General features: G+C 68.7%; 22 protein-coding genes and 2 tRNA genes. 13 read left to right on the top strand and 11 right to left on the bottom strand.

Features of this window, described 5'->3' with window-relative positions; all coding sequences use genetic code 11:
- Positions 1 to 115 precede the first annotated feature (115 nt).
- The 4 genes from NDR87_RS29540 (at position 116) to NDR87_RS29555 (ending at position 3,027) form a co-directional block, all read left to right on the top strand.
- On the top strand, positions 116 to 1,708 hold the full coding sequence (locus NDR87_RS29540; RefSeq protein ID WP_251917002.1) for a glycoside hydrolase family 13 protein: 1,593 nt from the start codon (positions 116 to 118) through the stop codon (positions 1,706 to 1,708).
- A gap of 73 nt (positions 1,709 to 1,781) precedes the next feature.
- A complete protein-coding gene (locus tag NDR87_RS29545) occupies positions 1,782 to 2,060 on the top strand; it encodes a hypothetical protein (protein ID WP_251917000.1) in 279 nt (92 codons plus the stop codon).
- Complete coding sequence (locus NDR87_RS29550; protein ID WP_251916998.1) at positions 2,047 to 2,517, top strand: DUF5130 domain-containing protein; 471 nt, start codon at positions 2,047 to 2,049, stop codon at positions 2,515 to 2,517. Before NDR87_RS29545 ends, NDR87_RS29550 begins: the two co-directional genes overlap by 14 nt.
- A 144-nt stretch (positions 2,518 to 2,661) precedes the next feature.
- Positions 2,662 to 3,027: a helix-turn-helix domain-containing protein gene (locus tag NDR87_RS29555; RefSeq protein WP_251916996.1), complete on the top strand. Its 366-nt coding sequence runs from the start codon at positions 2,662 to 2,664 to the stop codon at positions 3,025 to 3,027.
- 1 nt (position 3,028) lies between these two features.
- On the opposite strand, the gene NDR87_RS29560 is transcribed toward NDR87_RS29555, so the two are convergent.
- The 3 genes from NDR87_RS29560 to pepN all read right to left on the bottom strand — a co-directional run bounded on the left by NDR87_RS29560 (position 3,029) and on the right by pepN (position 6,894).
- A complete protein-coding gene (locus NDR87_RS29560; protein WP_251916994.1) occupies positions 3,029 to 3,619 on the bottom strand; it encodes an ATP-dependent Clp protease proteolytic subunit in 591 nt (196 codons plus the stop codon).
- On the bottom strand, positions 3,616 to 4,218 hold the full coding sequence (locus tag NDR87_RS29565; RefSeq protein WP_251916992.1) for a ClpP family protease: 603 nt from the start codon (positions 4,216 to 4,218) through the stop codon (positions 3,616 to 3,618). The genes NDR87_RS29560 and NDR87_RS29565 overlap by 4 nt, the downstream gene beginning before the upstream one ends.
- Positions 4,219 to 4,305: 87 nt before the next feature.
- Entirely contained in the window at positions 4,306 to 6,894 is a 2,589-nt protein-coding gene (gene pepN, locus NDR87_RS29570) for an aminopeptidase N (protein ID WP_251916990.1), read from the bottom strand.
- Positions 6,895 to 7,040: 146 nt separating this feature from the next.
- Between pepN and NDR87_RS29575 the strand changes: the two genes are divergently transcribed.
- Positions 7,041 to 7,865, top strand: a complete 825-nt coding sequence (locus tag NDR87_RS29575) for a phosphoribosylaminoimidazolesuccinocarboxamide synthase (RefSeq protein ID WP_251916988.1) — start codon at positions 7,041 to 7,043, stop codon at positions 7,863 to 7,865.
- A 9-nt stretch (positions 7,866 to 7,874) separates the two neighbouring features.
- Here the strand turns inward: NDR87_RS29575 and NDR87_RS29580 are convergent, their stop codons facing one another.
- The gene (locus tag NDR87_RS29580; protein WP_251916986.1) at positions 7,875 to 9,095 is read right to left on the bottom strand and encodes an NAD(P)/FAD-dependent oxidoreductase; all 1,221 of its coding nucleotides are present in this window, start codon (positions 9,093 to 9,095) and stop codon (positions 7,875 to 7,877) included.
- A gap of 156 nt (positions 9,096 to 9,251) precedes the next feature.
- Between NDR87_RS29580 and NDR87_RS29585 the strand changes: the two genes are divergently transcribed.
- Positions 9,252 to 9,902, top strand: a complete 651-nt coding sequence (locus tag NDR87_RS29585; RefSeq protein ID WP_251916984.1) for a DsbA family protein — start codon at positions 9,252 to 9,254, stop codon at positions 9,900 to 9,902.
- Positions 9,903 to 9,905: 3 nt separating this feature from the next.
- Here NDR87_RS29585 and NDR87_RS29590 read toward each other — a convergent pair whose 3' ends face one another.
- Positions 9,906 to 10,994 (bottom strand): M48 family metallopeptidase, encoded by a 1,089-nt coding sequence (locus NDR87_RS29590; RefSeq protein ID WP_251916982.1) that lies wholly within the window; start codon positions 10,992 to 10,994, stop codon positions 9,906 to 9,908.
- Between the two features lie 78 nt (positions 10,995 to 11,072).
- Here NDR87_RS29590 and NDR87_RS29595 point away from each other — a divergent pair, with 78 nt between their 5' ends.
- Positions 11,073 to 11,543, top strand: a complete 471-nt coding sequence (locus tag NDR87_RS29595; protein WP_251916979.1) for a ribose-5-phosphate isomerase — start codon at positions 11,073 to 11,075, stop codon at positions 11,541 to 11,543.
- Between the two features lie 124 nt (positions 11,544 to 11,667).
- Entirely contained in the window at positions 11,668 to 12,483 is an 816-nt protein-coding gene (locus tag NDR87_RS29600) for an Fpg/Nei family DNA glycosylase (protein WP_251916976.1), read from the top strand.
- Between the two features lie 33 nt (positions 12,484 to 12,516).
- Here the strand turns inward: NDR87_RS29600 and NDR87_RS29605 are convergent, their stop codons facing one another.
- On the bottom strand, positions 12,517 to 13,347 hold the full coding sequence (locus tag NDR87_RS29605) for a DUF1542 domain-containing protein (RefSeq protein WP_251916974.1): 831 nt from the start codon (positions 13,345 to 13,347) through the stop codon (positions 12,517 to 12,519).
- 44 nt (positions 13,348 to 13,391) lie between these two features.
- Entirely contained in the window at positions 13,392 to 14,390 is a 999-nt protein-coding gene (locus tag NDR87_RS29610) for a GGDEF domain-containing protein (RefSeq protein ID WP_251916972.1), read from the bottom strand.
- A gap of 406 nt (positions 14,391 to 14,796) precedes the next feature.
- On the opposite strand from NDR87_RS29610, the gene NDR87_RS29615 reads away from it, so the two are divergent.
- The 5 genes from NDR87_RS29615 (at position 14,797) to NDR87_RS29635 (ending at position 16,965) form a co-directional block, all read left to right on the top strand.
- Positions 14,797 to 14,867, top strand: a tRNA-Gly gene (locus tag NDR87_RS29615).
- A gap of 56 nt (positions 14,868 to 14,923) precedes the next feature.
- Positions 14,924 to 15,000: transfer RNA gene (locus tag NDR87_RS29620), tRNA-Pro, on the top strand.
- Positions 15,001 to 15,117: 117 nt separating this feature from the next.
- A complete protein-coding gene (locus NDR87_RS29625) occupies positions 15,118 to 15,900 on the top strand; it encodes a DUF4389 domain-containing protein (RefSeq protein WP_251916970.1) in 783 nt (260 codons plus the stop codon).
- A gap of 20 nt (positions 15,901 to 15,920) precedes the next feature.
- Complete coding sequence (locus tag NDR87_RS29630) at positions 15,921 to 16,388, top strand: NUDIX domain-containing protein (RefSeq protein WP_251916968.1); 468 nt, start codon at positions 15,921 to 15,923, stop codon at positions 16,386 to 16,388.
- Between the two features lie 64 nt (positions 16,389 to 16,452).
- Positions 16,453 to 16,965 carry a VOC family protein gene (locus NDR87_RS29635; protein WP_251916966.1) on the top strand — a complete coding sequence of 171 codons (513 nt, stop codon included), beginning with the start codon at positions 16,453 to 16,455 and terminating at the stop codon, positions 16,963 to 16,965.
- A 3-nt stretch (positions 16,966 to 16,968) separates the two neighbouring features.
- Here NDR87_RS29635 and NDR87_RS29640 read toward each other — a convergent pair whose 3' ends face one another.
- From NDR87_RS29640 to NDR87_RS29655, 4 genes are all read right to left on the bottom strand, one after another.
- A complete protein-coding gene (locus NDR87_RS29640; protein WP_251916965.1) occupies positions 16,969 to 19,542 on the bottom strand; it encodes a polynucleotide kinase-phosphatase in 2,574 nt (857 codons plus the stop codon).
- Positions 19,542 to 21,272 carry a 3' terminal RNA ribose 2'-O-methyltransferase Hen1 gene (locus tag NDR87_RS29645; protein ID WP_251941252.1) on the bottom strand — a complete coding sequence of 577 codons (1,731 nt, stop codon included), beginning with the start codon at positions 21,270 to 21,272 and terminating at the stop codon, positions 19,542 to 19,544. Before NDR87_RS29645 ends, NDR87_RS29640 begins: the two co-directional genes overlap by 1 nt.
- A 50-nt stretch (positions 21,273 to 21,322) precedes the next feature.
- Complete coding sequence (locus NDR87_RS29650) at positions 21,323 to 21,925, bottom strand: maleylpyruvate isomerase family mycothiol-dependent enzyme (RefSeq protein ID WP_251916964.1); 603 nt, start codon at positions 21,923 to 21,925, stop codon at positions 21,323 to 21,325.
- Between the two features lie 254 nt (positions 21,926 to 22,179).
- Positions 22,180 to 22,707: a hypothetical protein gene (locus NDR87_RS29655; RefSeq protein ID WP_251917128.1), complete on the bottom strand. Its 528-nt coding sequence runs from the start codon at positions 22,705 to 22,707 to the stop codon at positions 22,180 to 22,182.
- Between the last annotated feature and the right edge of the window lie 74 nt (positions 22,708 to 22,781).

The following is a 22,781-nucleotide window of genomic DNA, read 5'->3' on the forward strand; positions in this document are numbered from 1 at the left end:
GGTGTAGTTCACGGGGTTTCCACTACAAGTCTATGCTGCCGAAAATTTGCTCCATATCGCCGGAGTCGCCCGCTCGGAGCGCTTTCAGCGGAAATCTTTGGCACTATTAACCTTTGTGACACCTTCATCAGCCGGGGACTCTCCCGTCGACCCGTGGTGGCGGTCGGCGGTGTTCTATCAGGTCTATCCGCGCTCGTTCGCCGACTCCGACGGCGACGGCGTGGGTGATCTGGGCGGTCTGCGCGACCGGCTCGGATATCTCGAGCTGCTCGGCATCGATGCGCTGTGGATCTGCCCGGTGATGCGCTCGCCGATGGCCGACGGCGGCTACGACGTCAGCGATCCCCGCGATATCGACCCGCTCTTCGGCGATCTCGCCGTCCTGGACGAGCTGATCGCCGAGGCGCACGAGCGGCGCATCCGCGTCACGATGGACCTGGTGCCCAACCACACCAGCGACCAGCACCCCTGGTTCATCGCGGCACTCGCCGCCGAACCGGGCAGCCCGGAACGCGCCCGCTACATCTTCCGTGACGGCCGCGGTCCCGACGGTTCCGAGCCGCCGAACAACTGGCCCAGCATCTTCGGCGGCCCGGCCTGGACCCGCATCACCGAACCCGACGGCCGCCCCGGCCAGTGGTACCTGCACATCTTTGCCCGCGAGCAGCCGGATCTGAACTGGGAAAACCCGGATGTCATCGCGGATTTCGAGAAGACGCTGCGCTTCTGGCTCGACCGCGGCATCGACGGTTTCCGTATCGACGTCGCCCACGGCATGGCCAAGCCACCTGGCCTGCCGGATATGGACCCGGTACCGACCGGCATGTTCCACCTCGAGGACGACGACTACCGGTTCAACAACCCGGGCGTGCACGACATCCACCGCCGCATTCGCAAGGTGATCGACGAATATCCGGGGGCGGTCTCGATCGGTGAGGTCTGGGTCAACGACAACGTGCGCTTCGGCGAATACCTGCGCCCGGACGAGCTGCACCTGGCGTTCAACTTCAAACTCGCCGAAACCCCCTTCGACGCCGCGAAAATCCGTGCGGCCATCGACAATTCGATGCAGGCGGTGACCTGGGTGGGCGCGAGCGCGACCTGGACGCTGTCCAATCACGACATCGATCGCGAGGTCACCCGCTACGGCGGCGGCGCGGTCGGGGTGGACCGGGCCCGCGCGATGATCCTGCTGGAGCTGGCACTGCCGGGCGCGGTGTTCATCTACAACGGCGCCGAACTGGGCCTGCCCAATGTCGACGATCTGCCCGAGGAGGTGCTGCAGGATCCGGTGTGGGAGCGCTCCGGGCATACCGAGCGCGGCCGCGACGGCTGCCGGGTGCCGATTCCCTGGGAGGGCGACCGGCCGCCGTTCGGCTTCACCACCGGGCCGAATTCCTGGCTGCCGATCCCCCCGCAGTGGGCCGAGCTGACCGTGGAAGCTCAGTTGGAGCGGCTGAACTCGACGCTGTCGCTGTACCGCATGGCCCTCGAATTGCGTTCGGTGCGGCCGGAATTCACCGGAACCAGCCTGGACTGGTACGGCAGCCCGCCCGGCTGCCTGGCCTTCCGGACCGGAGGCGGGCTGATCTGCGCGCTCAACGCGACCGACGGCCCGATCCCGCTGCCGCCGGGCGAGGTGCTGCTGGCCAGCGCGCCGATCGAGGGACGGCAGCTGCCCGCCAACGCGGCGGCGTGGCTGGTGTAAAAGATTCCGACACGTGCCCGCGGCGGGCTCACCGGTCGATTGCGCCGTCGGGCCCATCGTCTACCGTTGGGTCGTGAGCATTCTCGAGACAGTGCTGATCTTTGTCGGCATCCCGCTGGTGATCTATGCGGTGATCGCCGGATTGTCGTATCTCGGCAAGCCGCTGCCCGGCGAGAAGCCGGTCCACTACAACCTCGGTGACAAGTGGACCGCCGACCCGGTGCTGTGGAGTGCGACCGACGAGGTGACCGGTTCGGGTCACGGGCACGCAGACCCTGCGCATGGCAGTCATGCCGCAATCGAATCCGCACGGGTGGACCTGATCGGAGGCCGGGCAAGTGGCAAGTTCTAAGTGGCCCGCGGTGGTCGAGGCCGACCTGCCGCACGGATGGGCCGTGACCAGCAGCGGCCGCGTCTCCGGCGTGCACGAGGCCGGTGACGTGTTCAAGGAGGCGCCGTTCAGCGATCACGAACGGCTGCTGATGGACAACACGCTCACCGAGGCCACCCGCAGCACGAAGGTGCGGTTCAACGTCTACATCGGCGACCTGGGCGCGGATCCGGCCGCGGGCGTCGACGCGCTGTTCCCGCGGACCCCCGAGGCGGCGCGTTCGGTGCTCATCGCCGTCTCCCCGAACGAGCATGCCGTGGAGGTGCGCTCCGGCCGCGAGGTGGCCGACCGCGTCAACGATCGGATCTGCCAGCTCGGCGTCACCGCCGCGCTGTCCTCGCTGCGGCAGGGCGAGCTCATCGACGGACTCGTGTCCGCGGTGCGTGTGATGGCCGCGGCCATCGGGCGGCCCAGCTAGTTCCCGACCGCGCACCCCTTCCGTTCCCACGCACCCGCTTCGCGCGACCGCAGCGAGTGCGACGCAACGGAAGGGGTGCGCTGTTTGTACGCCCTGAGCGTAATGAGGGGGCGGGTCGGCGGGGGAGGGGCTTAGGCTCGGAACATGGCCGAGCATCGCAGACTGCATTCCATTCCGGGCGGGCGCGAGGATGAGCCGGTGCGCGAGCCGCTCTGGCGCGAGGTGCTCGGCGAGCGCCTGCGCGCCCTGCGCCAGGAGCAGCGCGAGACCCTCGCGGAAACCGCTGGGCGCGCGGGTGTTTCCCCTCAGTACCTGTCCGAGGTCGAGCGCGGGCGCAAGGAGCCGTCGAGCGAGATGATCGCCGCCCTGGCCGGGGCGTTGGGGACGACGCTGGGCGGGCTCACCGAACAGGTCGCCGACGATCTGCGCCGGTACCAGCGCGCGGCCGTGCTGCGCCCCGCGGTGCCGCGGCATACCGCGGCACCGACGCTCATGGCGCTGGCGGCCTGATTCAGCGCGGTCCGAGGATCCGGTCGGCCAGGCCGTAGTCGATCGCGGACTGGGCGGTGAACACGCGGTCGCGATCGGTGTCGTGGCGCAGTGTCTCGACCGTCTGGCCGGTGTGCTTGGACAGGATCGACTCGATCGCTGCCCGCATGCGGACCAGTTCGTCGGCCTGCAGGATGAGGTCGGGAATCGTGCCCTGGCCGCGGGCAGCCGGTTGGTGCAGCACCACGCGCGCGTGCGGCAGCACACCCCGGTGGCCCGGTGTCCCGGCGGCGAGCAGGACGCCGCCCACGCCGATGGCCTGGCCCACGCAGGTGGTCGCCACCGGTGCGTGCAGATGCTGCATGGTGTCGTAGATCGCGAGCATCGCCGACAGATCGTTGCCGCCCTCGCAGTTGATGTACAGGCTGATCTCCTGCCCCGGGCTGTCGGCGTCCAGGTGTAGCAGCTGGGCGATGAGCGCGTTGGCGACTCCGGAGTCGATCGGCGTGCCGAGGTAGACGATGCGCCCGGCGAGCAGATGCGAGTAGACGTCCATGATGCGCTCGCCGCGCGGATGCTGGGCGATCACATTGGGAATGGTGTAGCTGGTCACGAGATCCCCACCTTCTGCTTTTGCGGAATGACCTGGTCGAACGATTCGACGATCCGGTCGATGAAGCCGTATTCGAGCGCCTGCTGCGCGGTGTAGTAGCGGTCGTGCAGCGAGTCCTCGTAGACCCGCTCGTAGGGCTGCCCGGTGTCCTCGGAGATGCAGGTGAGCACGGTCTTGATGGTGTGGCGCAGATCGTCGGCCTGGATCTCGACCTCACCCGCGCTGCCGCCGATTCCGGCCGACCCCTGATGCATCAGCACCCGGGCGTGCGGCAGCGCGAACCGGTGTCCCCTCGTTCCCGACGACAGCAGGAATTGCCCAGCGCTGTAGGCGATTCCGAGTGCCAGTGTGGACACCTCGCACGGCACCAGCCGCATGGTGTCGCGAATCGCGAGCATGGCCGGAACCGACCCGCCCGGCGAATGGATCCACAGCGAGATCCCCGCCAGCGGATTCTCCGCGGCCAAAGTGAGGATCTGCGTCATCAGCAGCGTCCCGTTGTCGTCGTCGAGCGGGCCGTCGAGTACCACGATGCGCCGGGCGAGCAATTGCTCTCTGGCGCGCCAACCGAACAGCGGAGTCTTGTTGTCCTGAGCCATGTCTCAACGGTGCCCGACCTGCCCCGCGAAATGCGCCCCACGCTGCTGTGAGCAGATCTGCTCACAGCAGCGAGAGCCCTGGCGCTGTTACGAGGCGTCGAAAGCCCGCGCGCGCAGCGCGCGTTCCACGCCCGCCCGGCCCTCGATCACCAGGCGGCGCAGGGCCGGGGGATGGTCGGCGGCGAGGAATTCGTCGGCGATGGCGAGGGCGTCCTGCGAGATCGCCCAGGACGGGTACAGGCCGATCACGACGGTCTGGGCCACCTCGCTGGAGCGCCGCTCCCAGACCGCGGGGATGTCGGCGAAGTAGCGCTCGGTGTAGGGGGCGAGCAGTTCGGACTGCCCCACCGGGGCGAAGCCGCCCACGATCGCGCGGGTGGTGATGTTGGGGACCGAATCGTCGTTCATGACCGTATCCCACGCCTTGGCCTTGACCTGCGCGAGCGGGCGCGCGGTGGCCGCCGTGGCGGCCTGGCGGCGACCGGCCGCGGTGGGGTCGCGCTCCAGTTCCGCGTCGATGAACGGGGTTTCCAGCCCCTCGCCATCGATCTCACCCGCCGACGCCAGCGCCTGCACGATGCGCCAGCGCAGGTCGGTGTCGACCGCCAGACCGGGCAGGCCGACCGTGGCGGGATCGGCGTCGAGCAGCTCGCGCAGCACCTCGATATGCCAGGGCGACAGCAGTGCGGCGGTGAGCGCGTTGACGAAGGCCAGCTGCCGATCCGAGCCGGGCTCGGCCTCACGGGCCAGCTCCAGCAGCCGGTCGGCGTACTGCGGCCAGCCGGACGCGGTGGCCCAGCCGGGTTCGGCATAGCTCGCCAGCGCCGTCTGCGCCTGCAGCAGCAGCCGTTGCACCACACCGATTTCCGTTTCCGCGCCCACGCCGCGCTGCACCAGCGCGACGAAGTCGCGGGCCCGCATCTCGGCCTGACGGGTCATTTCCCACGCCGCCGACCAGCACAGCGTGCGCGGCAAGGATTCGGCGATATCGGCGATGCGGCCGACCACGGTCTCCAGCGACTCCGGATCCAGGCGCACCGAACAGTAGGTGAGATCGTCGTCGTTGATCAGCACCAGCTTGCCGCGCTCGACGCCGACCAGTTCGGCCACCTCCGTGCGCTCGACGGCGTCGAGATCGAGCTCGACGCGCTTGGTGCGCACCAGCTTTCCGTCGCGCTCGTCGTAGACGCCGATCGCCAGCCGATGCACGCGATGCTCACCGGCGCCGGGCGCGGCGCCCTCCTGCACCACGGCGAAGCGGGTGAACTTGCCCTCGGCCACCTCGAAATCCGGTCGCAGGATGTTCAGGCCGGTGGTCTTCAGCCACTGCGCGCCCCAGGTGGAAAGGTCCCGCCCGGACGCCTTTTCGAGCGCGCCCACCAGGTCGTCGAAGGTGGCGTTGCCGTAGGCGTGCTCGGCGAAGTAGTCGCGCAGACCCGCCAGGAACGGTTCCAGGCCCACGTAGGCGACCAACTGCTTGAGCACCGAAGCGCCCTTGGCATAGGTGATTCCGTCGAAGTTCACCTCCACCGCCGCCAAGTCCGGAATGTCGGCGGCGATCGGATGGGTGGAGGGCAGCTGATCCTGGCGGTAGGCCCAGGACTTCTCGACATTGGCGAATGTGGTCCAGGCGCTGGTGTATTCGGTGGCCTGCGACTGGCACAGCACCGAGGCGAAGGTGGCGAACGACTCGTTCAGCCACAGATCGTCCCACCACTTCATCGTCACCAGATCGCCGAACCACATGTGCGCCATCTCGTGCAGCACGGTCTCGCAGCGGCGTTCGTAGGAGGCGCGGGTCACCTTGGAGCGGAACACGTAATCCTCGAGGAAGGTGACCGCACCGGCGTTCTCCATCGCGCCCGCGTTGAATTCGGGCACGAACAGCTGGTCGTACTTGCCGAACGCGTAGGGCACCCCGAAATTGCGGTGATAGAACCCGAAGCCCTGTTTGGTCTCGGTGAACAGCCGCTCGGCATCCATATGCTCGGCCAGCGAGGCCCGGCAGTAGATGCCCAGCGGGATCACGCCGTGCTCGTCGGTATAGCTGTCGGTCCACTTGGCGTACGGTCCGGCGATCAGCGCCACCAGGTAGGTGCTCATCCGCGGCGTGGTGGCGAAGGTGTGCTCGACCACCGCACCCAGCGGCCGGGTCTGAATGCACGCCCCGTTGGAAATGACCTCCCAGTCCTGCGGCGCGGTCACGATCACGTCGTAGGTCGCCTTGAGATCGGGCTGGTCGAAGCAGGCGAACATGCGCTTGGCATCGGCGGTCTCGAACTGCGAGTACAGGTACACCTTGTCGTCGGTCGGATCGACGAACCGGTGCAGGCCCTCGCCGGTGTGCGAGTAGACGCAGTCGGCCTCGACCACGAGTTCGTTGCGCTCGGCCAGATCGGTCAACCGTAGCCCGCGGGATTCGTCGTAGTCGCTCACATCCAGCGGCTCACCGTTGAGCACCGCCGAGCGCACCCCGGCCGCGACGATGTCGACGAAGGTCTCCGCGCCGGGGGTGGCGGTGAAGGTCGCGATCGACCGGGAGAAGAAGGTGTCCGTTCCGGTGGCGTCGGGGACGGTCGGCTGATCGGTCAGATCGAGTTCGACACGGTAGTTCTCCACGTGGATGGTCGCGGCCCGGGCGACGGCCTGCTCGCGGGTGAGGTTCGGTGCGGACAAGGAAACTCCTTCGCTGTTCGGATTCGGGGCGCAACGGAACCCACAATGCCATGTAGCGGACGGTTCGGGCGCGTACATATCCGCCCACGGCACGCCAGCGGGGCCTCGGTAGGGTTGGGCGTCGGCACGGGATATGAGGAGGACAGGTGCAGCACATCCACGCGGGCAAGGTTCGTGACCTGTACGAGGATGGCGATTCGCTGATTCTGGTCGCCTCGGACCGGGTCTCGGTGTACGACGTGGTGCTGCCGACCCCGATTCCGGACAAGGGCGCGCTGCTGACCCAGCTGTCGAACTGGTGGTTCGACTTCTTCGCCGATGTGCCCAACCACGTGCTGTCCACCACGGACGTGCCCGCCGAATTCGCCGGGCGGGCGATCCGGGTGAAGCCGCTGAAGATGATTCAGGTCGAATGCATCGCGCGCGGCTATCTCTCCGGCTCCGGGCTGAAGGAGTATCAGCGGACCGGTTCGGTATCCGGAATCGCGCTGCCGCCGGGGCTGCGCGAGGGCGACAAGCTGCCGGAGCCGATCTTCACCCCGACCACCAAGGCCGCGGTCGGCCACGACGAGGCGATCAGTTTCGACGATGTGGTGCGCCAAGAGGGCCGCGAGGTCGCCGAGCGGCTGCGCGAGCTCACCCTCGAGGTGTACTCGCGCGGTGCGGCCTACGCCGCCGAGCGCGGGGTGATCATCGCCGACACCAAATTCGAATTCGGCTGGTACGAGGGCGAAATCGTGCTGGGCGACGAGGTGCTGACCAGCGACTCCTCCCGCTACTGGCCCGCCGCCGAATGGGCGCCCGGCCGGCCGCAGCCCTCCTTCGACAAGCAGTTCGTGCGCGACTGGGCCACCTCCACCGGCTGGGACAAGGAGCCGCCGGGGCCGGAGATTCCCGCCGATGTCGTCGCGGCCACCCGGCAGAAGTACATGGAGGCCTACGAGCTGATCACCGGCAAGAGTTGGAACTAGCCTCTCGCACTACAACTTTGCCGACGGGTCGGCCAGGCGTTTCGGGTCGACCGGCCGCTGGGACAGGATCAGCTCCTTGATCCGGTCGCCCACATCCCAGATGTTGACGTTCATGCCCGCCAATACCCGGTTGGCCGAATCCAGCCAGAACGCCACGAATTCGCGCGCGGCGACGTTGCCGCGCACCACGACCGTCGCGTCCTGATCGGGCGCGACGTAGCCGGTGTACTCCATTCCGAGGTCGTATTGATCGGTGAAGAAGTACGGCAGCCGGTCGTAGGTGGCCTGGGCGCCGAGCATGGTGCGCGCGGCGACGGCGGGCTGATTCAGGGCATTCGCCCAGTGTTCCACGCGAATTCGGCGGCCGAGCACCGGATGCTGGTGGGCGGCGATATCGCCGACGGCGACGATGTCCGGGTCGACGGTCGCCAGGCTCTCGTCCACCAGTACCCCGCCGTCGACCTCCAGCCCGGCATCGGCGGCCAACTCGACGTTCGGGCGCGCGCCCACCGCCACCAGTACGGCGTCGGCATCGATCACGGTGCCGTCGTCCAGCCGCACGCCGGTCGCCCGGCCCCGCGCGGCGGCGATCTCGGCGACCCGCACGCCGCAGCGCAGATCCACGCCGTGCGAGCGGTGCAGGTCGGCGAAGACGTCGCCCATCTGCGTGCCGAGTGCCGCCTTCAGCGGCACCGACTCCGATTCCAGCACGGTGACCTGGACTCCCGCCGCACGGGCGGCGGCGGTGACCTCGAGACCGATCCAGCCCGCGCCGATCACCGCGAGTTTCCGGGCGGTGCCGAACAGCGCGATGAGCGCATCGGAGTCGTCGATGGTGCGCAGTTGGTACACGCCCTCGGCGTCCGCGCCGGGTAGCGGCAGCCGCCGCGGCCGCGACCCCGTGGCCAACGCCAGCTTGTCGTAGGGCAGGGTCGAACCATCCGGCAGCGCAACGGTTTTCGAGGAGCGGTCGATGGCGGTGACCGTGGTGCCCAGCAGCAGCTCGACGTGGTGGTCGCGGTACCACGGCGCCGGATCGACGGTGAACTCCGGCAGCGCCTTCTTGCCCAGCAGATGTTCCTTCGACAGCGGCGGGCGCTCGTAGGGCAGGTGATCCTCGGCGCTGATGAGTGTGACCTTTCCGCCGAAGTCGTTGGCGCGCAGGGCTTCCGCCAGCTTGGCCGCGGCCAGCCCGCCGCCGACGATCACGAACCTGGAATCTGTGGACATGCGAACCTCCGTGCGACGGCAACCGGGTTGCTCTCGACACTACTGCCGTGCCCCGCGGGCCTCGGAAATATCCGCGAGATTTGGTCGTTGACCACAGACGAGGGCGGCAGGCGCCGCCGATCCCCTATTGACTCGAATGTTCGAGAGGACGCCGACGTGAGCGACAACAACACCGGCAGCAAGGATCGGGTGGACTTCTGGTTCGACCCACTGTGTCCGTGGTGCTGGATCACCTCTCGCTGGATCCTCGAGGTCGAGCAGGTGCGCGATATCGAGACGCACTTCCACGTCATGAGCCTGTCGGTGCTCAACGAGGATCGCGAGGGCCTGCCGGAGCAGTATCTGGAGTTGCTGAAGGTGGGCTGGGGTCCGGTGCGAGTGGCCATCGCCGCCGCGCAGGAGCACGGCGATGAGGTGCTCGCCCCGCTCTACACGGCCATGGGCACCCGCATCCACGACCGTCGCGCCGACTACGAGCGCGAGGATCGCGCCGCGACGCTGGCGGCCGTGATCGCCGATTCGCTCGCCGAGGTCGGCCTGCCCGCCGAGCTGGCCAAGGCTGCCGAGAGCACCGAGTACGACGAGGCGCTGCGCAAGAGTCATCACGCCGGGATGGACAAGGTCGGCAAGGATGTGGGCACACCAACCATTCACATCAACGATGTCGCCTTCTTCGGGCCGGTGCTCTCGCGCATCCCGCGCGGCGAGGAGGCGGGCAAGGTGTGGGACGGCGCGGTCGCCCTCGCCTCCTATCCGCACTTCTTCGAGCTCAAGCGGACCCGCACCGAGGACCCGCAGTTCGACTGAGCCTTACCGCTGGTTCGGCGGCAGTCCGGGGGCCTCTCCGTACTGCCCCGGCGGCGGATAGTTGCCCGGCGGGGGATAACCGCCGGGATAGGCCGGATACGCCGGATACTGCGGCGGCGGCGGTTGCGGCGGGTTCGGGCGCAGGAACAGGCGTCCGTGCCTGCTGCGGTCGCGCAGCGCCCACATTCGCCAGGTCAGCACCGGATGGCTGGACAGGGCATTGACCACCCAGACGAAGAAGCCCCGCTCCACGGCCGCGCGGTCGGCCATCTCGTCGAAGTCGATCAGGGTGTTCAGGTACTTGCCACCGGCCAGCACCTTCATCGCGCCGGGGGCGCCGACATGGCGATTGCAGTAGCCGTGGTTGTCGGCGGTGTACTCCTGGGAGCGGATCAGCGCATCGCCGAGCAGCGGCAGGAACGGCACGAGGAACATGCCCAGCTGCCGCCAGTAGGAGACGTGCCCGGCGGCGATGTGGCCCACTTCGTGGCCGATGATGAACGCGAGCGCGTCCGGATCGCGCGCCGCGCCACCGACCTCGAACAGATCGCTGTAGACGACCACGTAGCGCCGGAAGCCGTGGCCGGACGCGAAGGCGTTGATCTGGCCGTTGCCCGTGACCACATACGCGTCGGGCACCGTGGCCATCCCGAAGCGGCCCGCCGCCTCGACCACCAGCCGGTATCCCTCAGGGAACTGGGTGGGCGACATCTTCACGGCGTTGAGCCGCTGCATGGAGTAGTTCGCGCCGCGGCCGAACCACAGCAGCAGCGGGGCCAGGATCAGCAGGATCACGTACTGGTCGACGTAGCCGAACAGCAGCAGGCCGATGCAGAACAGATAAGCCAGCGCGGTGGTCACCACGACGACCACCAGCAGCGGGATCTCCCAGCTGTGCCGCGCGGGCAGGCCGTCGGGACCCAGGCCGCGGGTGCCGCTGTGCGGCGGGACCGACGGCGGCGCGTACGGGGTCTGCGGCGCCCAGCCGGGCGGTCCCACTCGGGGATCCCAGCCTGCCATTCCGGTGACGGGATTCCAGCCGGGCGGTCCCGCTTGTGCGGAGGGTGGGGCCCACTGATCGTCGGACTGCATGGTTAGAACTCTAATGATCACGACCGGGCGTTATCCCGAAGCCAACCGTTCGATGCGGGCCTGACACAATCTGGTGCCATGCGCGTATACCTCGGTGCCGATCATGCCGGTTTCGAACTGAAGAACCACGTCAAGGACCATCTGAAGCAGGCCGGTCACGAGGTGATCGACTGCGGAGCCCACGAATACGACGCCGTCGACGACTATCCGGCGTTCTGCATCGACGCCGCCCGCCGCGTCGTCGCCGACGAGGGCAGCCAGGGCATCGTGTTCGGCGGCAGCGGCAACGGCGAGCAGATCGCCGCCAACAAGGTTCCCGGCGCCCGCTGCGCGCTGGCCTGGAGCGTGGAGACCGCCAAGCTGGCCCGCGAGCACAACAACGCGCAGCTGATGGGCATCGGTGGGCGGATGCATTCGGTCGAGGAGGCGCTGGCGATCGTCGATGCCTTCATCGCGACCCCGTGGTCGAACGAGGCCCGGCACCAGCGCCGCATCGACATCATCGCCGAGTACGAGAAGACCGGCGAGGCCCCCGCGGTCCCCAACTGACCGAAGAACCCATACGCCGCACTCTTTCCGATCCTTCGCACCCGCTGTGGCCGCCCGCAGCGGGTGCGAAGTGCGAGAAAGGGTGCGTTGTTCGTTCGATGCCGCTCGGAGAGCGAGGTTTTGGATGCCTGAGGGGCATACGCTGCATCGGTTGGCGAAGTTGCATACGAAGCGCTTCGCCGGGGGAGTTGTGCGGGTGTCGAGTCCGCAGGGGCGGTTCGCCGAAGGGGCGGCGCTGGTGGACGGGCGGATGCTGGTGCGGGCCGAGGCGTGGGGCAAACATCTGCTGCACCACTACGACTCCGGGCTGGTGGTGCATGTGCATCTCGGGCTGTACGGGACGTTCACCGAATTGCCCGCGCCGCTGGCGGATCCGGTGGGGCAGGTGCGGATGCGGATGATCGGAGCGGGGCGCGGGGACGGGCCGCCGTACGGGACCGATCTGCGCGGGCCGACCGCCTGCGAGGTGCTGCACGAACCCGAGGTGGCCGCGCTCACCGCCCGGCTGGGTCCGGATCCGTTGCGCCGCGGCGCGGATCCCGATCGGGCGTGGCAGCGCATCCGTCGGTCCGCACGGCCCATCGGCGCGCTGCTGATGGATCAGTCGGTGGTCGCGGGCGTGGGCAATGTGTACCGGGCGGAACTGCTGTTCCGCCACGGCATCTCACCGCACCGGCCGGGCCGCGAGCTGACCGCCGCCGAATGGGACGAGCTGTGGACCGACCTGGTCGAGCTCATGCGCACCGGCGTGCGCCGGGGCAAGATCGTGGTGGTGCGCCCGGAGCACGACCGGGGTGCGCCGTCGTATGCGGAGGGCAGGCCGAGGACCTACGTCTACCGCCGCGCGGGGGAGCCGTGCCGCCTGTGCGGGTCCACCATTCTGCATTCGGTGCTGGATGGGCGAAATCTGTTCTGGTGCCCGGTTTGTCAGCCGAGTTGATTTCGGTGCGGGGTCGGTAGGCCGGGGAAGGGCTCAGAAGCCGCCGTCGAAGCCGCCGCCGCTGTCGAAACTGCCGCCGCCGAACCCGCCTCCGTCGAAGCCGCCCCCATCGAACCCACCGCTGTAATCACCGCCGCCGAAATCACCGCTGTCGTAGGCGCCTTGCTGGTCGGCACCGCCCGCGTCCTGGCCCGCGGCGAAGCCCGCGTCGTAGCCCTCGCCGTAGCCGCTCTCGAAACCGGTCGCGCCGTAGGCGACGCCCGACATGCCGCTGAACAGGGCGTCGAACAGCAGCACCGAGCCGACGCCCCAGGCGCCCGCGACGAGCGCGGTCTTCCACCAGGGTTCGGAGTACCAACCGGCGGGGACCGGGCGGCCCGCGACGCGGCCGCCGGGGTAGTAATTGGGAGTTTGCGGGGACGGTGTCGGGGACGCCTCGATGCGGCGGCCCTCGAAGTCGATGGCGCGGTCCTCGGTCACCCGCCCTGCCGCACTCTGGCCGTCGAGTTCGGGTACCGCGGGGCCGGGATCCATGCCCATGGCCGTGCGCGCCGCGCGAATGTAGTAGAGCCCCTCCACGGCGGTCTCCTTGGCGAGCCGGGCCTGCGCGACCGTGGTCGCCTGGTCGATCTGCGAACCGGCCGCGTTCAGGCGCTCACCGGCGTCCGCGAGGGCTTGTTTGGAGGCGGCGTCGGTGCCGGTCAGGTTGTAGACCTGACCGCCGAGCCGTTCGATGAGGCGTCGCGCGTCGGCCTTCGCGTCGGCGAGTTTGGCGGCCTCGCGATTGCGGGAGGACCGACCGGCGAAGACCACCGCCACGAAGACGATCAGCACGACCACCAGAAGGATCAGCAAGAGCGACACATCGACAAGCGTACGCGCACGCCGGATAACCGGACGATTGCGACTTATCCGGCAACCGCCGCGTCGAAGATCGGCCGGGTGACGAATCCACCCGGCTCCACCTCGCCACCGACCTCCGACAGCGCGAATCGCCGCTTCCCGGCCGTCTTCGCCGAATACATCGCCCGATCGGCACTGCGCAGCAGATCGGAGAAATCGCAGGCGCGCCCGGGCGGGCAGAACGCCGTGCCCACACTCGCCGAGACCGGCACCGGCCCCGCCGCCGTGCGTACCGGATCGTGCATGGCCGCGAGCACCCGCATGGCCACCTCGCCGAGCGTATTGCGCCGGGCGGGCAGCGCGAGCACGAATTCGTCACCGCCGTAACGGCATACGACCGTCTCCTCCGGACAGGCCGCGCGCAGCCGCCGCGAGATCTCCACCAGCACCTCGTCGCCGACCGCGTGGCCGAAGCCGTCGTTGATCTGCTTGAAGTCGTCCAGGTCGAGTAAAAGCAGCCCGACGCCGCGGGAGCGGTCGGTCGCCATCAGCCGCACCCGCTCCTGCAGCAGCGAACGATTCGCCAGATCGGTCAGCGCATCGTGGGTGGCCTCGTGGCGCAGCCGGTGCTGCAGGGCGGCGATCTCCTGCACGCGTACCGAGACCGCCTCGGACAGGCTGCGCTCCTGCTGGGCCAGCGCCCGTTGTTGCAACGCCTCGGCATAGGCGTCGATGGCGTGGCTGGCCACGAACGGCCACCGGGTCGCCACCAGCGAACCCGGTTCGCCCGGCGCGAAGCCCAGCAGCGCGCGCGTCGCCGGGGCGAGCATGCGCGTGCGGTCGAACGGCGGCTCGGCCAGGCGGTGGCCGACATCGCGGGCCGCCCGCACTGGGAACGGTTCGGATCCGGCCAGATCCAGCAGCTCATCGATGATGGCGGCGAAGACCTGTTCGAGATGTTCGGGTGGGACGCTCAGGCCGCTGCCGCCGTAGACGGCGCGCACCCAGTCCCGGGTGGTCGCGGCGATCGCCGCGGCGGTCGGTGCATCCGGTTCGGCGGGCATCTGCGCTCACCCCGCGCAGACGCCGTCTGAACCGGCGCCCTTGCCGGTCGTACCCTTCGGATCGAGCTCACTGCTATGCGGTCCTGTACACCATCGGCGCACGCTCACCGCCCCCTTTCCAGATACCCCCGTCCGGCAAAAAGGATCCTAGCAAGCCACCCGACACGGAAACGCGATGTTTTGCAACCTGTTCCGGTGTCTCGCGAATGGCGATCGGCAATGAGATCGATTGCCTGCCTGTGGTGTTACACCAGCTTCGGTGTGTCCCGCATGGGCGTGTTCGCGTGTCGCCCCCGACGCGCCGACAAGACCGTCACCGACGAGGCGATTGGCGTTCGGGAAGCGGAGTTCGGTACAGTCTCAGGCGCAGACGGCATCGTGGCGATCCCATCGGTGTCGTGTGCGTGCGGGCGTAGTTCAATGGTAGAACCTCAGCCTTCCAAGCTGATGGTGCGGGTTCGATTCCCGTCGCCCGCTCCGACGGCCGTTTTCCCGTTCATCGGGGACTCGCCAGCGGAGTCGCTGGCCGACAACGGGGTGTAGCGCAGCTTGGTAGCGCATCCGCTTTGGGAGCGGAGGGTCGCAGGTTCAAATCCTGTCACCCCGACCATGAACCGATGATGTTTTTCCGGAATGCCCGTCGGCATCCATATCGCACTCGATTCCCCTCGCCGCGTGTCGGCGTGGAATCGAGGCGTTTGCTGATCAATTGCTTAACGTAGATGGCATGACGGTTACGCCCGAGCCGATGTATGTTGCCGAGGCACCGGAGCCGGTGGAGCTGGATGTGTTCGCTCCGGAGCGGCAGCGGCGGTGGACCGTGTTGCTTCGGTTGTTGCTGGTGATTCCGCAGTTGGTCGCGGTGTGGGTATTGCAGATCGTCGGGACCGTGGTGGTGATCGTGGGGTGGTTTGCCGCCCTGGTGCTCGGACGGTTGCCGGAGTGGTGTGGGGAGTTGTTGCGGAGCATCGTGGCGTATGAGGGGCGGGTTGCGGGGTATGTGTTGTTGCTGGTGGATCGGTATCCGCCGTTCACCTTCGAGGTAGCGCCGGTGGGGTATCCGGTGCGGGTGTGGTTTCCGGCGCCCACCCGGTTGAATCGGCTGGCGGTGCTGTTTCGGCTGGTGTTGGCGTTTCCGATGCTGGTGGTGAGCAATCTGCTGTATGTGGGGTGGTCCAGCGTGGCGGTGATCGTGTGGCTGGTGACGCTGATCCTCGGTCGGCAGCCGCGGGCGCTGTTCGAGGCGTCGGCGGCGGGGCTGCGGATTCATGTGCGCACGATGTCGTATGTCTCGCTGCTGACCCCGGCCTATCCGTGGGGGATCTTCGGTGACGATGCCGCGGCGGCGGGGCGGCCGCCCGCCTCGCCGACCCGGCCGCTGCTGGTCTCGACCGCGGGGAAGGTGCTGTTGGTGGTGTTCCTGATTCTGGGTGTGCTCGCCGAGGCGGTCAGCGGCAGCGTGTCCTCGACCGAGGATGACGACTCCACCGAGGTCACGACCCTGGGTTAGCGCTACGGCAGACTGCTAGCATGAGATACAGCGCGGGGGTTCTGGTCTATCGGCGTCGGCCCGGGTTGCAGGTGCTGCTCGGCCATCTGGGTGGGCCGCTGTGGGCGCGCAAGGACGCGGGCGCGTGGTCGATTCCCAAGGGCGAGTACGAGCCCGGCGTCGAGGAGGCGCGGGCCGCGGCGGCGCGGGAGTTCACCGAGGAACTGGGGCTGCCGGTGCCTGCGGGAGAGTGGTTGGACCTGGGCGAGGTTCGCTACAGCAGCGGGCGCAAACAGGTCGTGGTGTGGGCGGTGGAGGGCGAGCTCGATCCCGCCCGGATGAATCCGGGGACCTTCGAGATGGAATGGCCGCCGCGCTCGGGGCGGCGGCAGGAGTTCCCGGAGATCGATCGGGCCGAATGGTTCGATCCGGACGCGGCGCGGGTCAAGCTGTCCGCCGGTCAGCGCCCGCTCATCGATCGATTGGTCGAGCGCCTGTCCGCCGACTGAGCGCCGAGAAAACTTCCAGCGTCGGCGCGGCGTGCGCCCAGCGCCCGGCGGTCGACGCGGACAGGTGATCGACAGATCGGCGATTCCGCCGCGCATCGCCTCGGCGCGGGCCGTAGTACTCTCGGCCGGAAAGGTGGTGCGCGACATGACCGTTCTCGACTCCCCGATCCCGCGATTCCATCTGGCCGTGCCGGTCGACGACCTCGACGCAGCGCGCCGCTTCTACGGTGAGGTTCTGGGCCTCGAGCAGGGCCGCAGCGCCGACACCTGGATCGACTGGAATCTGCACGGGCACCAGTTCGTCACCCATCTCGCGCCGAACCGGGCGCCGCGGACGCACAACCAGGTCGACGGCCACGACGTTCCGGTGCCGCATTTCGGCCTGCTGCTGACCGTGCCCGCATTCCACGAGCTCGCCGACCGGCTGCGCGCGGCGGGCACCGAGTTCGTCATCGAGCCCTATCTGCGCTTCGCCGGTCGGCCCGGCGAGCAGTGGACCATGTTCCTGCTGGATCCGGCCGGAAATGCCTTGGAGTTCAAGGCATTCGCCGACGACTCGCAGGTCTTCGCGGTCTGAAACCTACAGGCGCGGATCGACCGGTTCGGACTCCAGGGCCAGGACCGCGAAGACCGCCTCGTGCACCCGCCACAGCGGTTCGCCGGTGACGAAGCGGTCCAGCGACTCCAGCCCGAGGGCGTATTCCCGCAGGGCCAGTGCGCGTTTGCGGCCCAGGCCGCGCACGCGCAGGCGAGCCAGATTGCGCGGGTGCGGGTATTCCGGGCCGTAGATGATACGGAGATACTCCGGGCCGCGGCATTTCACGCCCGGCTGCACGAGTCTGCCGGTCCCGCTTGCGGTTACGAGCGATGCGAGCGGTTTGACGACCATGCCCTCGCCGCCCGCCGCGGTCATATCGGTCCACCAGGCGGTCGCGGCGGCCTCGGCGTCCGGGTCGGCCAGGTCCACGGTCATCCGGCGGGTACCGGTGAACAGCCGCGGGTCGGCGGCAACCAGGGCGTCGAGCCGGGTGAGGTGCCAATCATGGTCGCGCACGGCGAGGTTGGCGCCCTCGGCGGCCAGGATCTGGAACGGCGCCAGCCGCAAGCCCTCGAGACCGTCCACCGGCCAGCAGTAACGGCCGTAGGCGGCGGTGAAGGCTTCGGCGTCCCGGCGGCGGGTCGCGGTGCGCTCGGCCAGTTCGCCGACGGGCAGGCCGCGTGCGGCGGCCGCCGCCAGGACCTCGGTGGCCGCACCCAGGGCCGCGCGGGCGGCCGCGCCGACCGCGGCGTACTGGTCGCGCAGCAGGCCCATGGCCTTGGCCGACCACGGGAGCAGTTCGGCATCGAGGGCCAGCCAGGTGGTGCCCAATTCGTCGAACAGCCCGGCGGTTTCGGCGGCCGCGCGCAGGCGCGCGAGGACGGCCTCGGTGCGCTCCGGATCGTCGAAGAACGGGCGGCCGGTGCGGGTGTAGAGCGCGCCGGTGCTGCCGTCGGCGATGCCGAAGCGGTCGCGGGCAGCCTGCGGGGTGCGCGCGACCACGGCGATCGCACGCGAACCCATATGCTTCTCCTCGCACACCACCGTGCCGACGCCCTCGGACCGGTAGTAGGCGAACGCCTGCGCCGGATGCTCCAGCAGGTCGCCGGAATCGGCTGTGGCACAGGGGGACATGGTCGGCGGCAGGTAGATCAGCCAGCGCGGGTCGATCGCGAAGCGGCTCATCACCTCGAGGGCGGCGCTCGCATTCTCCTGCTGCACGCTCACCCGGCCGTGGTGGCGGGTCTCCACGACGCGGCGGCCGATCACATCGTCGAGGTCGAGGACGCCCGGATCGCGGCGCACCACCCCCGCGGCGGTGGTGATGGTGGTCGCCTGCAGCGGTCGCACCGGTTCGTACCAGATCCGCTGGGCGGCAACGGATACCGGCTCGCGTTCCGGATAGCGCAGGGCGCTGAGGCGGCCGCCGAACACCACGCCGGTGTCCAGGCACAGGGTGTTGTTGATCCAGCGCAGCTCGGTGACCGGGGTGTGGCCGTAGAGCACGGTGGCGCGGCCGCGGTAGTCCTCGGCCCATGGATAGCGCACGGGCAGGCCGTATTCATCGGTCTCGCCGGTGGTTTCGCCATACATCGCGAACGAGCGCACCCGGCCCGAGGCGCGGCCGTGATACTCCTGCTTCAGGCCGGCGTGGGCGACAACGAGATTGCCGCCGTCGAGCACGTAGTGGCTGACCAGGCCGCGGCAGAATTCGTGGGCGGCCGTGCGGAACTCCTCGGGCTCGGCCTCGAGCTGGGCCAGCGATTCGGCGAGGCCGTGGGCGATGCGGACCTTCTTGCCGTCCAGGGCGCGGACCAGTTTGTGTTCGTGATTTCCGGTGACGCACAACGCGTTTCCGGCTGCCACCATGCCCATCACCAAGCGGAGCACACCGGGGGTGTCCGGGCCGCGGTCGACGAGGTCGCCGACGAAGACGGCGGTGCGGCCGTCGGGATGGCGGGCGTCGATCGGGCGGCCCGCCTCGTCTCGCCGCAGGAGGTAGCCGAGTGTTTCGAGCAGGTTCTCCAGTTCGGCGCGGCAGCCGTGGACGTCGCCGATGACGTCGAACGGCCCGGTCAGCTCGCGCTTGTCGTTCCAAGCCTTCTCGTCGACCAGGGTGGCCGCCTCGATCTCCGCCACGCCGCGCAGCACGTAGACCTTGCGGAAGCCCTCGCGTTCCAGCGCGCGCAGGCTGCGCCGCAGATCGCGCTGCTGACGGGCGACGACGTGCCGGCCGAGGTGGGCGCGGTCGGGCCGATCGGCATTGCGCTCCAGGCAGATTCGCTCCGGGACGTCGAGGACGATGGCGACGGGCAGGACGTCGTGCTCGCGCGCCACCCGCACCAGTTCCTGTCGCCCCATGGGCTGGACGTTGGTGGCATCGACCACCGTCCGCAGCCCGCGTCGCAACCGCACGCCCACGATGTGGTGCAGCAGCGCGAAGGCGTCGTCGGTGGCGCTCTGATCGTTCTCGTCGTCGCTGACGATGCCGCGGCAGGCGTCGGAGGAAACGATCGCGGTGTGGCGGAAGTGCTTGCGCGCGAAGGTGGACTTACCCGAACCGGTGCAACCGATCAGGGCGACCAGCGACAGCTCGGGGATGGACAGCTCGGTCATCACGCCTCTCCTTCCCGGGCGTCACCGACGAAGATCGCCATCTGAGTCGGGGAGCCGTGGCGTTCGTCCATTGGGCCGATCGGCTCGAATCGTGCTGTGTAGCCGTATGTTTCGGCAATCCGTCGGGACCACTCGGCGAACTCGGTCCGACTCCATTCGAATCGATGGTCGGTATGCCGGTAGGTCCCGGCGGGCAGGCCCTCGTAGAGTGCGTTGTATTCGGCGTTGGGAGTCGTCACGACCACCGCCTTCGGTGCCGCCGAGCCGAATACGGCATGCTCCAGCGCCGCGAGCCGAGGCGGATCGACATGCTCGATCACCTCCATCAACACGGCGGCGTCATACCCGCGCAACGCCGCATCGGTATAGGTCAGCGCACCCTGACGAACCCGGACCCGCTGCGCCATCCAGGCAGGCAGCCGCTCCATCCGCCGCTGCGCCACGTGCAACGCCCGAGTCGACACATCCACGCCCACGATCTCGGTGAATTCCCGATCCGCCGCCAACTCCCGCAACAACGCCCCCTCGCCACAGCCCAGGTCGAGCACGCGGTGAGCGCCGAGGTCGCGCAGGGCGCGCACGACCGCGGCGCGGCGGGTGACGGTGAGCGACCGGTGCGGGGGTGCGGCCGAAGGGTCGTGCGGCGTATGCGTCGATGTCGCGAAATCGACAGTGGAACGGGCGAATTCGCCACCACTGTTCCGGTCGGTGATGCCGGTCGTGTTCGCGCGGTCGGCCGGATGCGCGCGGTCGGTCGGGTCGATGGCGTTCGCGGTACTCGGATCGTTCACGAAGTTCAGCCTGTTCGGCGTGTCCGGGTCGGTTGTCGTTCCCGCGTTGCTCGGCAGGTCCGCGGTACCTGCCGCGAGGTCTGCGGGCGCGGTGGCCGCGAGGGAATCGTCGATGTCGGCAATCGGTTCTTCGACGGCGTCGAGTTGTTCCGGTGTGGCGTCGTCGATTTCGGCGAGGCGGGCCAGGGCCGCGCGGACGAGGGACTGGCGGCGGGCGAGGTAGCGGCGGGTGATCCAGGCGCGTTCGGGGTGGGTGGGGAGCCAATCCGCGCCGGCGCGCAGGAGTTTGTCGATCTCGTCCTGGGCCAGCCAATAGTGCTTGCTGCCGTCGAGGACGGGCAGCAGAACGTACAGGTGCGACAGGGCCTGGGACAGGCGCAGGGCACCGGTCAGTTCCAGCCGGAGGTAATGGGATTCGCCCCAGTCCGGAAAGGCGGGATCCAACGGGATCGGGGTCGCGGTGACCTGCCAGCCCAGGGGCGCGAAGATTCGCTCGGCGATCTCGGGTCCGCCCGTGCAGGGCACGGCGGGTAGCTCGATCCGCAGCGGCAGCGCGGTCTCGGTCAACTCCGGTCGCTGCGCGCACCGCCCGTGCAGCGCGGTCCCGAAGACGGTCGAGATCGCCACCGCCAGCAGTGACGAGGCGGCATACGGCCGATCGTTGACGTACTGCCCGAGGCTGAACTCCCCCGCGCCCCGCGACTTCCCCCGGACCAGCCGAATCGGATCGATCTCCAACAGCAGGGCCGCGGTACACCGCTGCTCGGTCGCCTCCGGATACACCACGTGCGCCGCCCCGTACGACTGCTCGAAGACCTGCACCCGCGCTGGATTCTTGTGCAACAAGAACCCGAGGTCGGTAGCGGGCCAAGCGGCCCCCGGGGGCCGTGCGCAGGTGATCGTCAACAACACCGCCCGATCGTCACCCGCCGAACCCACCCGGGCAACCGAATTCCGTCATTTCGGGCGCTGGTGGACGGCGGAGGGATTCACAGACGGTTTCGCAGGGTATGCACGCCCGGCCCGGTGAGGTCATCGCAATAGGTGCTCCTGCCTGCCATTGCCATGGTCAAGGCAAGGGTCGGCCCCGTGACCAGGGGGCCGGTTCCGGTGGCGAAGGGGCTGTCGGTCGCTACCACACGGAGCCCTTCGATCGCGCTTCGGCTGGAGACGGTGAAGTTCCGGCTCGCGTAGAAGTGGGCGACGGCGGTGGCGGCTGCGATCGAGGGCTCGCGGGATAGGCCGAGCGGACGCCGGATGTCTTGGGCGTGGACGACCACCTCGCCGAGCCAGGCCGCGATATGGCCGGACGGGGAGGCGGTGCTCGTGACGATGGCTCGGAATCGGTCCAAGGTCTCGGCCGGGTTGTCGCCGCGGTGGGCGTCGAGCTGTCGCGCGTTGTGTTTGTCGAAGTCGAACCCGGTGCTGATGACGCTGACCAGCCAACGGAATCGACTGTTGGTCGCGCCCGCGGTGAGATGTGCGACGACCTGTTCCACCGTCCACTTTTCGCACAGTGACTGCTGAGCCCATTGCAGGTCGGTCAGATCGGCGAGGTCGTCGGCCAACGCCGCCCGTTCGGCGTGGACCATCGCCCACAGCTCGTTGCGAGAAACAACATTCGACACTAGAGCAAATCTCCACGTCCGGGGCAGCCGGCCGGTGCGCGGTGATGGTCGGCGACCATCGCTTCCGCGCCCATCCCGGCTGCGGGTGTTCGAAGTTTCGATCTACTGACGGCGGTGTTCGCCGAAACTCATCGGCACGCCGATGGTCGGACTCGGCAGCGAGGGCGTTGGCCGGGTGGGGCTTCCGGCGGGATGGGTGGAATGGCTTGGGGGAGGGGCTATACGGGAGCGGGGGTCAGGGCGGTGGGGTCCAGAAGGTGCACTTGGCGTAGTTCGTGGACGTGTAGGTGGTGGGGGCGGTGGGTCCAGCTTGGGGGCAGGTTGCGGCGGCGGGCGGCGTAGGCGGTCATGAGGTCTCGGGTGAGGCGGGCGGGGGAGATGCGGTTGGTGGTGTGGTGGTTGGTGATGATCACCAGGAGGTGGTCGGGGGTGTCCTCGGGGTCGCCGAGGATGCGGAACGAGCGGGCGCGAACGGGGGCGGACGTGGCGCGGGCCGCCTCGGGGGAGAGGAATTCGTTTACGGCGCCCGGTAATTCGAGGGGGGTGACCAGCACGGGAACCAGATCGGGGACGGGGGCGGCCTCGGGCGACAGCACCAGGTTGACCCTGGTGGGGTCGACGGTGCGTAAGGCCTCGTGGCGGGCCATCAGGTCGGCGAAGGCGTCGCGCAGCCCTACGGTGTAGAGGTATCCGGTGAAGCGCAGTGCGAATACTGTCGCGCCGGTTGCGGTTGTGTCGGCGGGCAACGAAACGGTAGGCATCGTGCCGGCCCTGCGCGTGTCCATGCGGTTGTCCAATCCCCAAGTAACCCATGCCCCTG

It is taken from the genome of Nocardia sp. CDC159 (assembly GCF_023740735.1).
GTDB classification, from domain to species: Bacteria; Actinomycetota; Actinomycetes; order Mycobacteriales; family Mycobacteriaceae; genus Nocardia; species Nocardia pulmonis.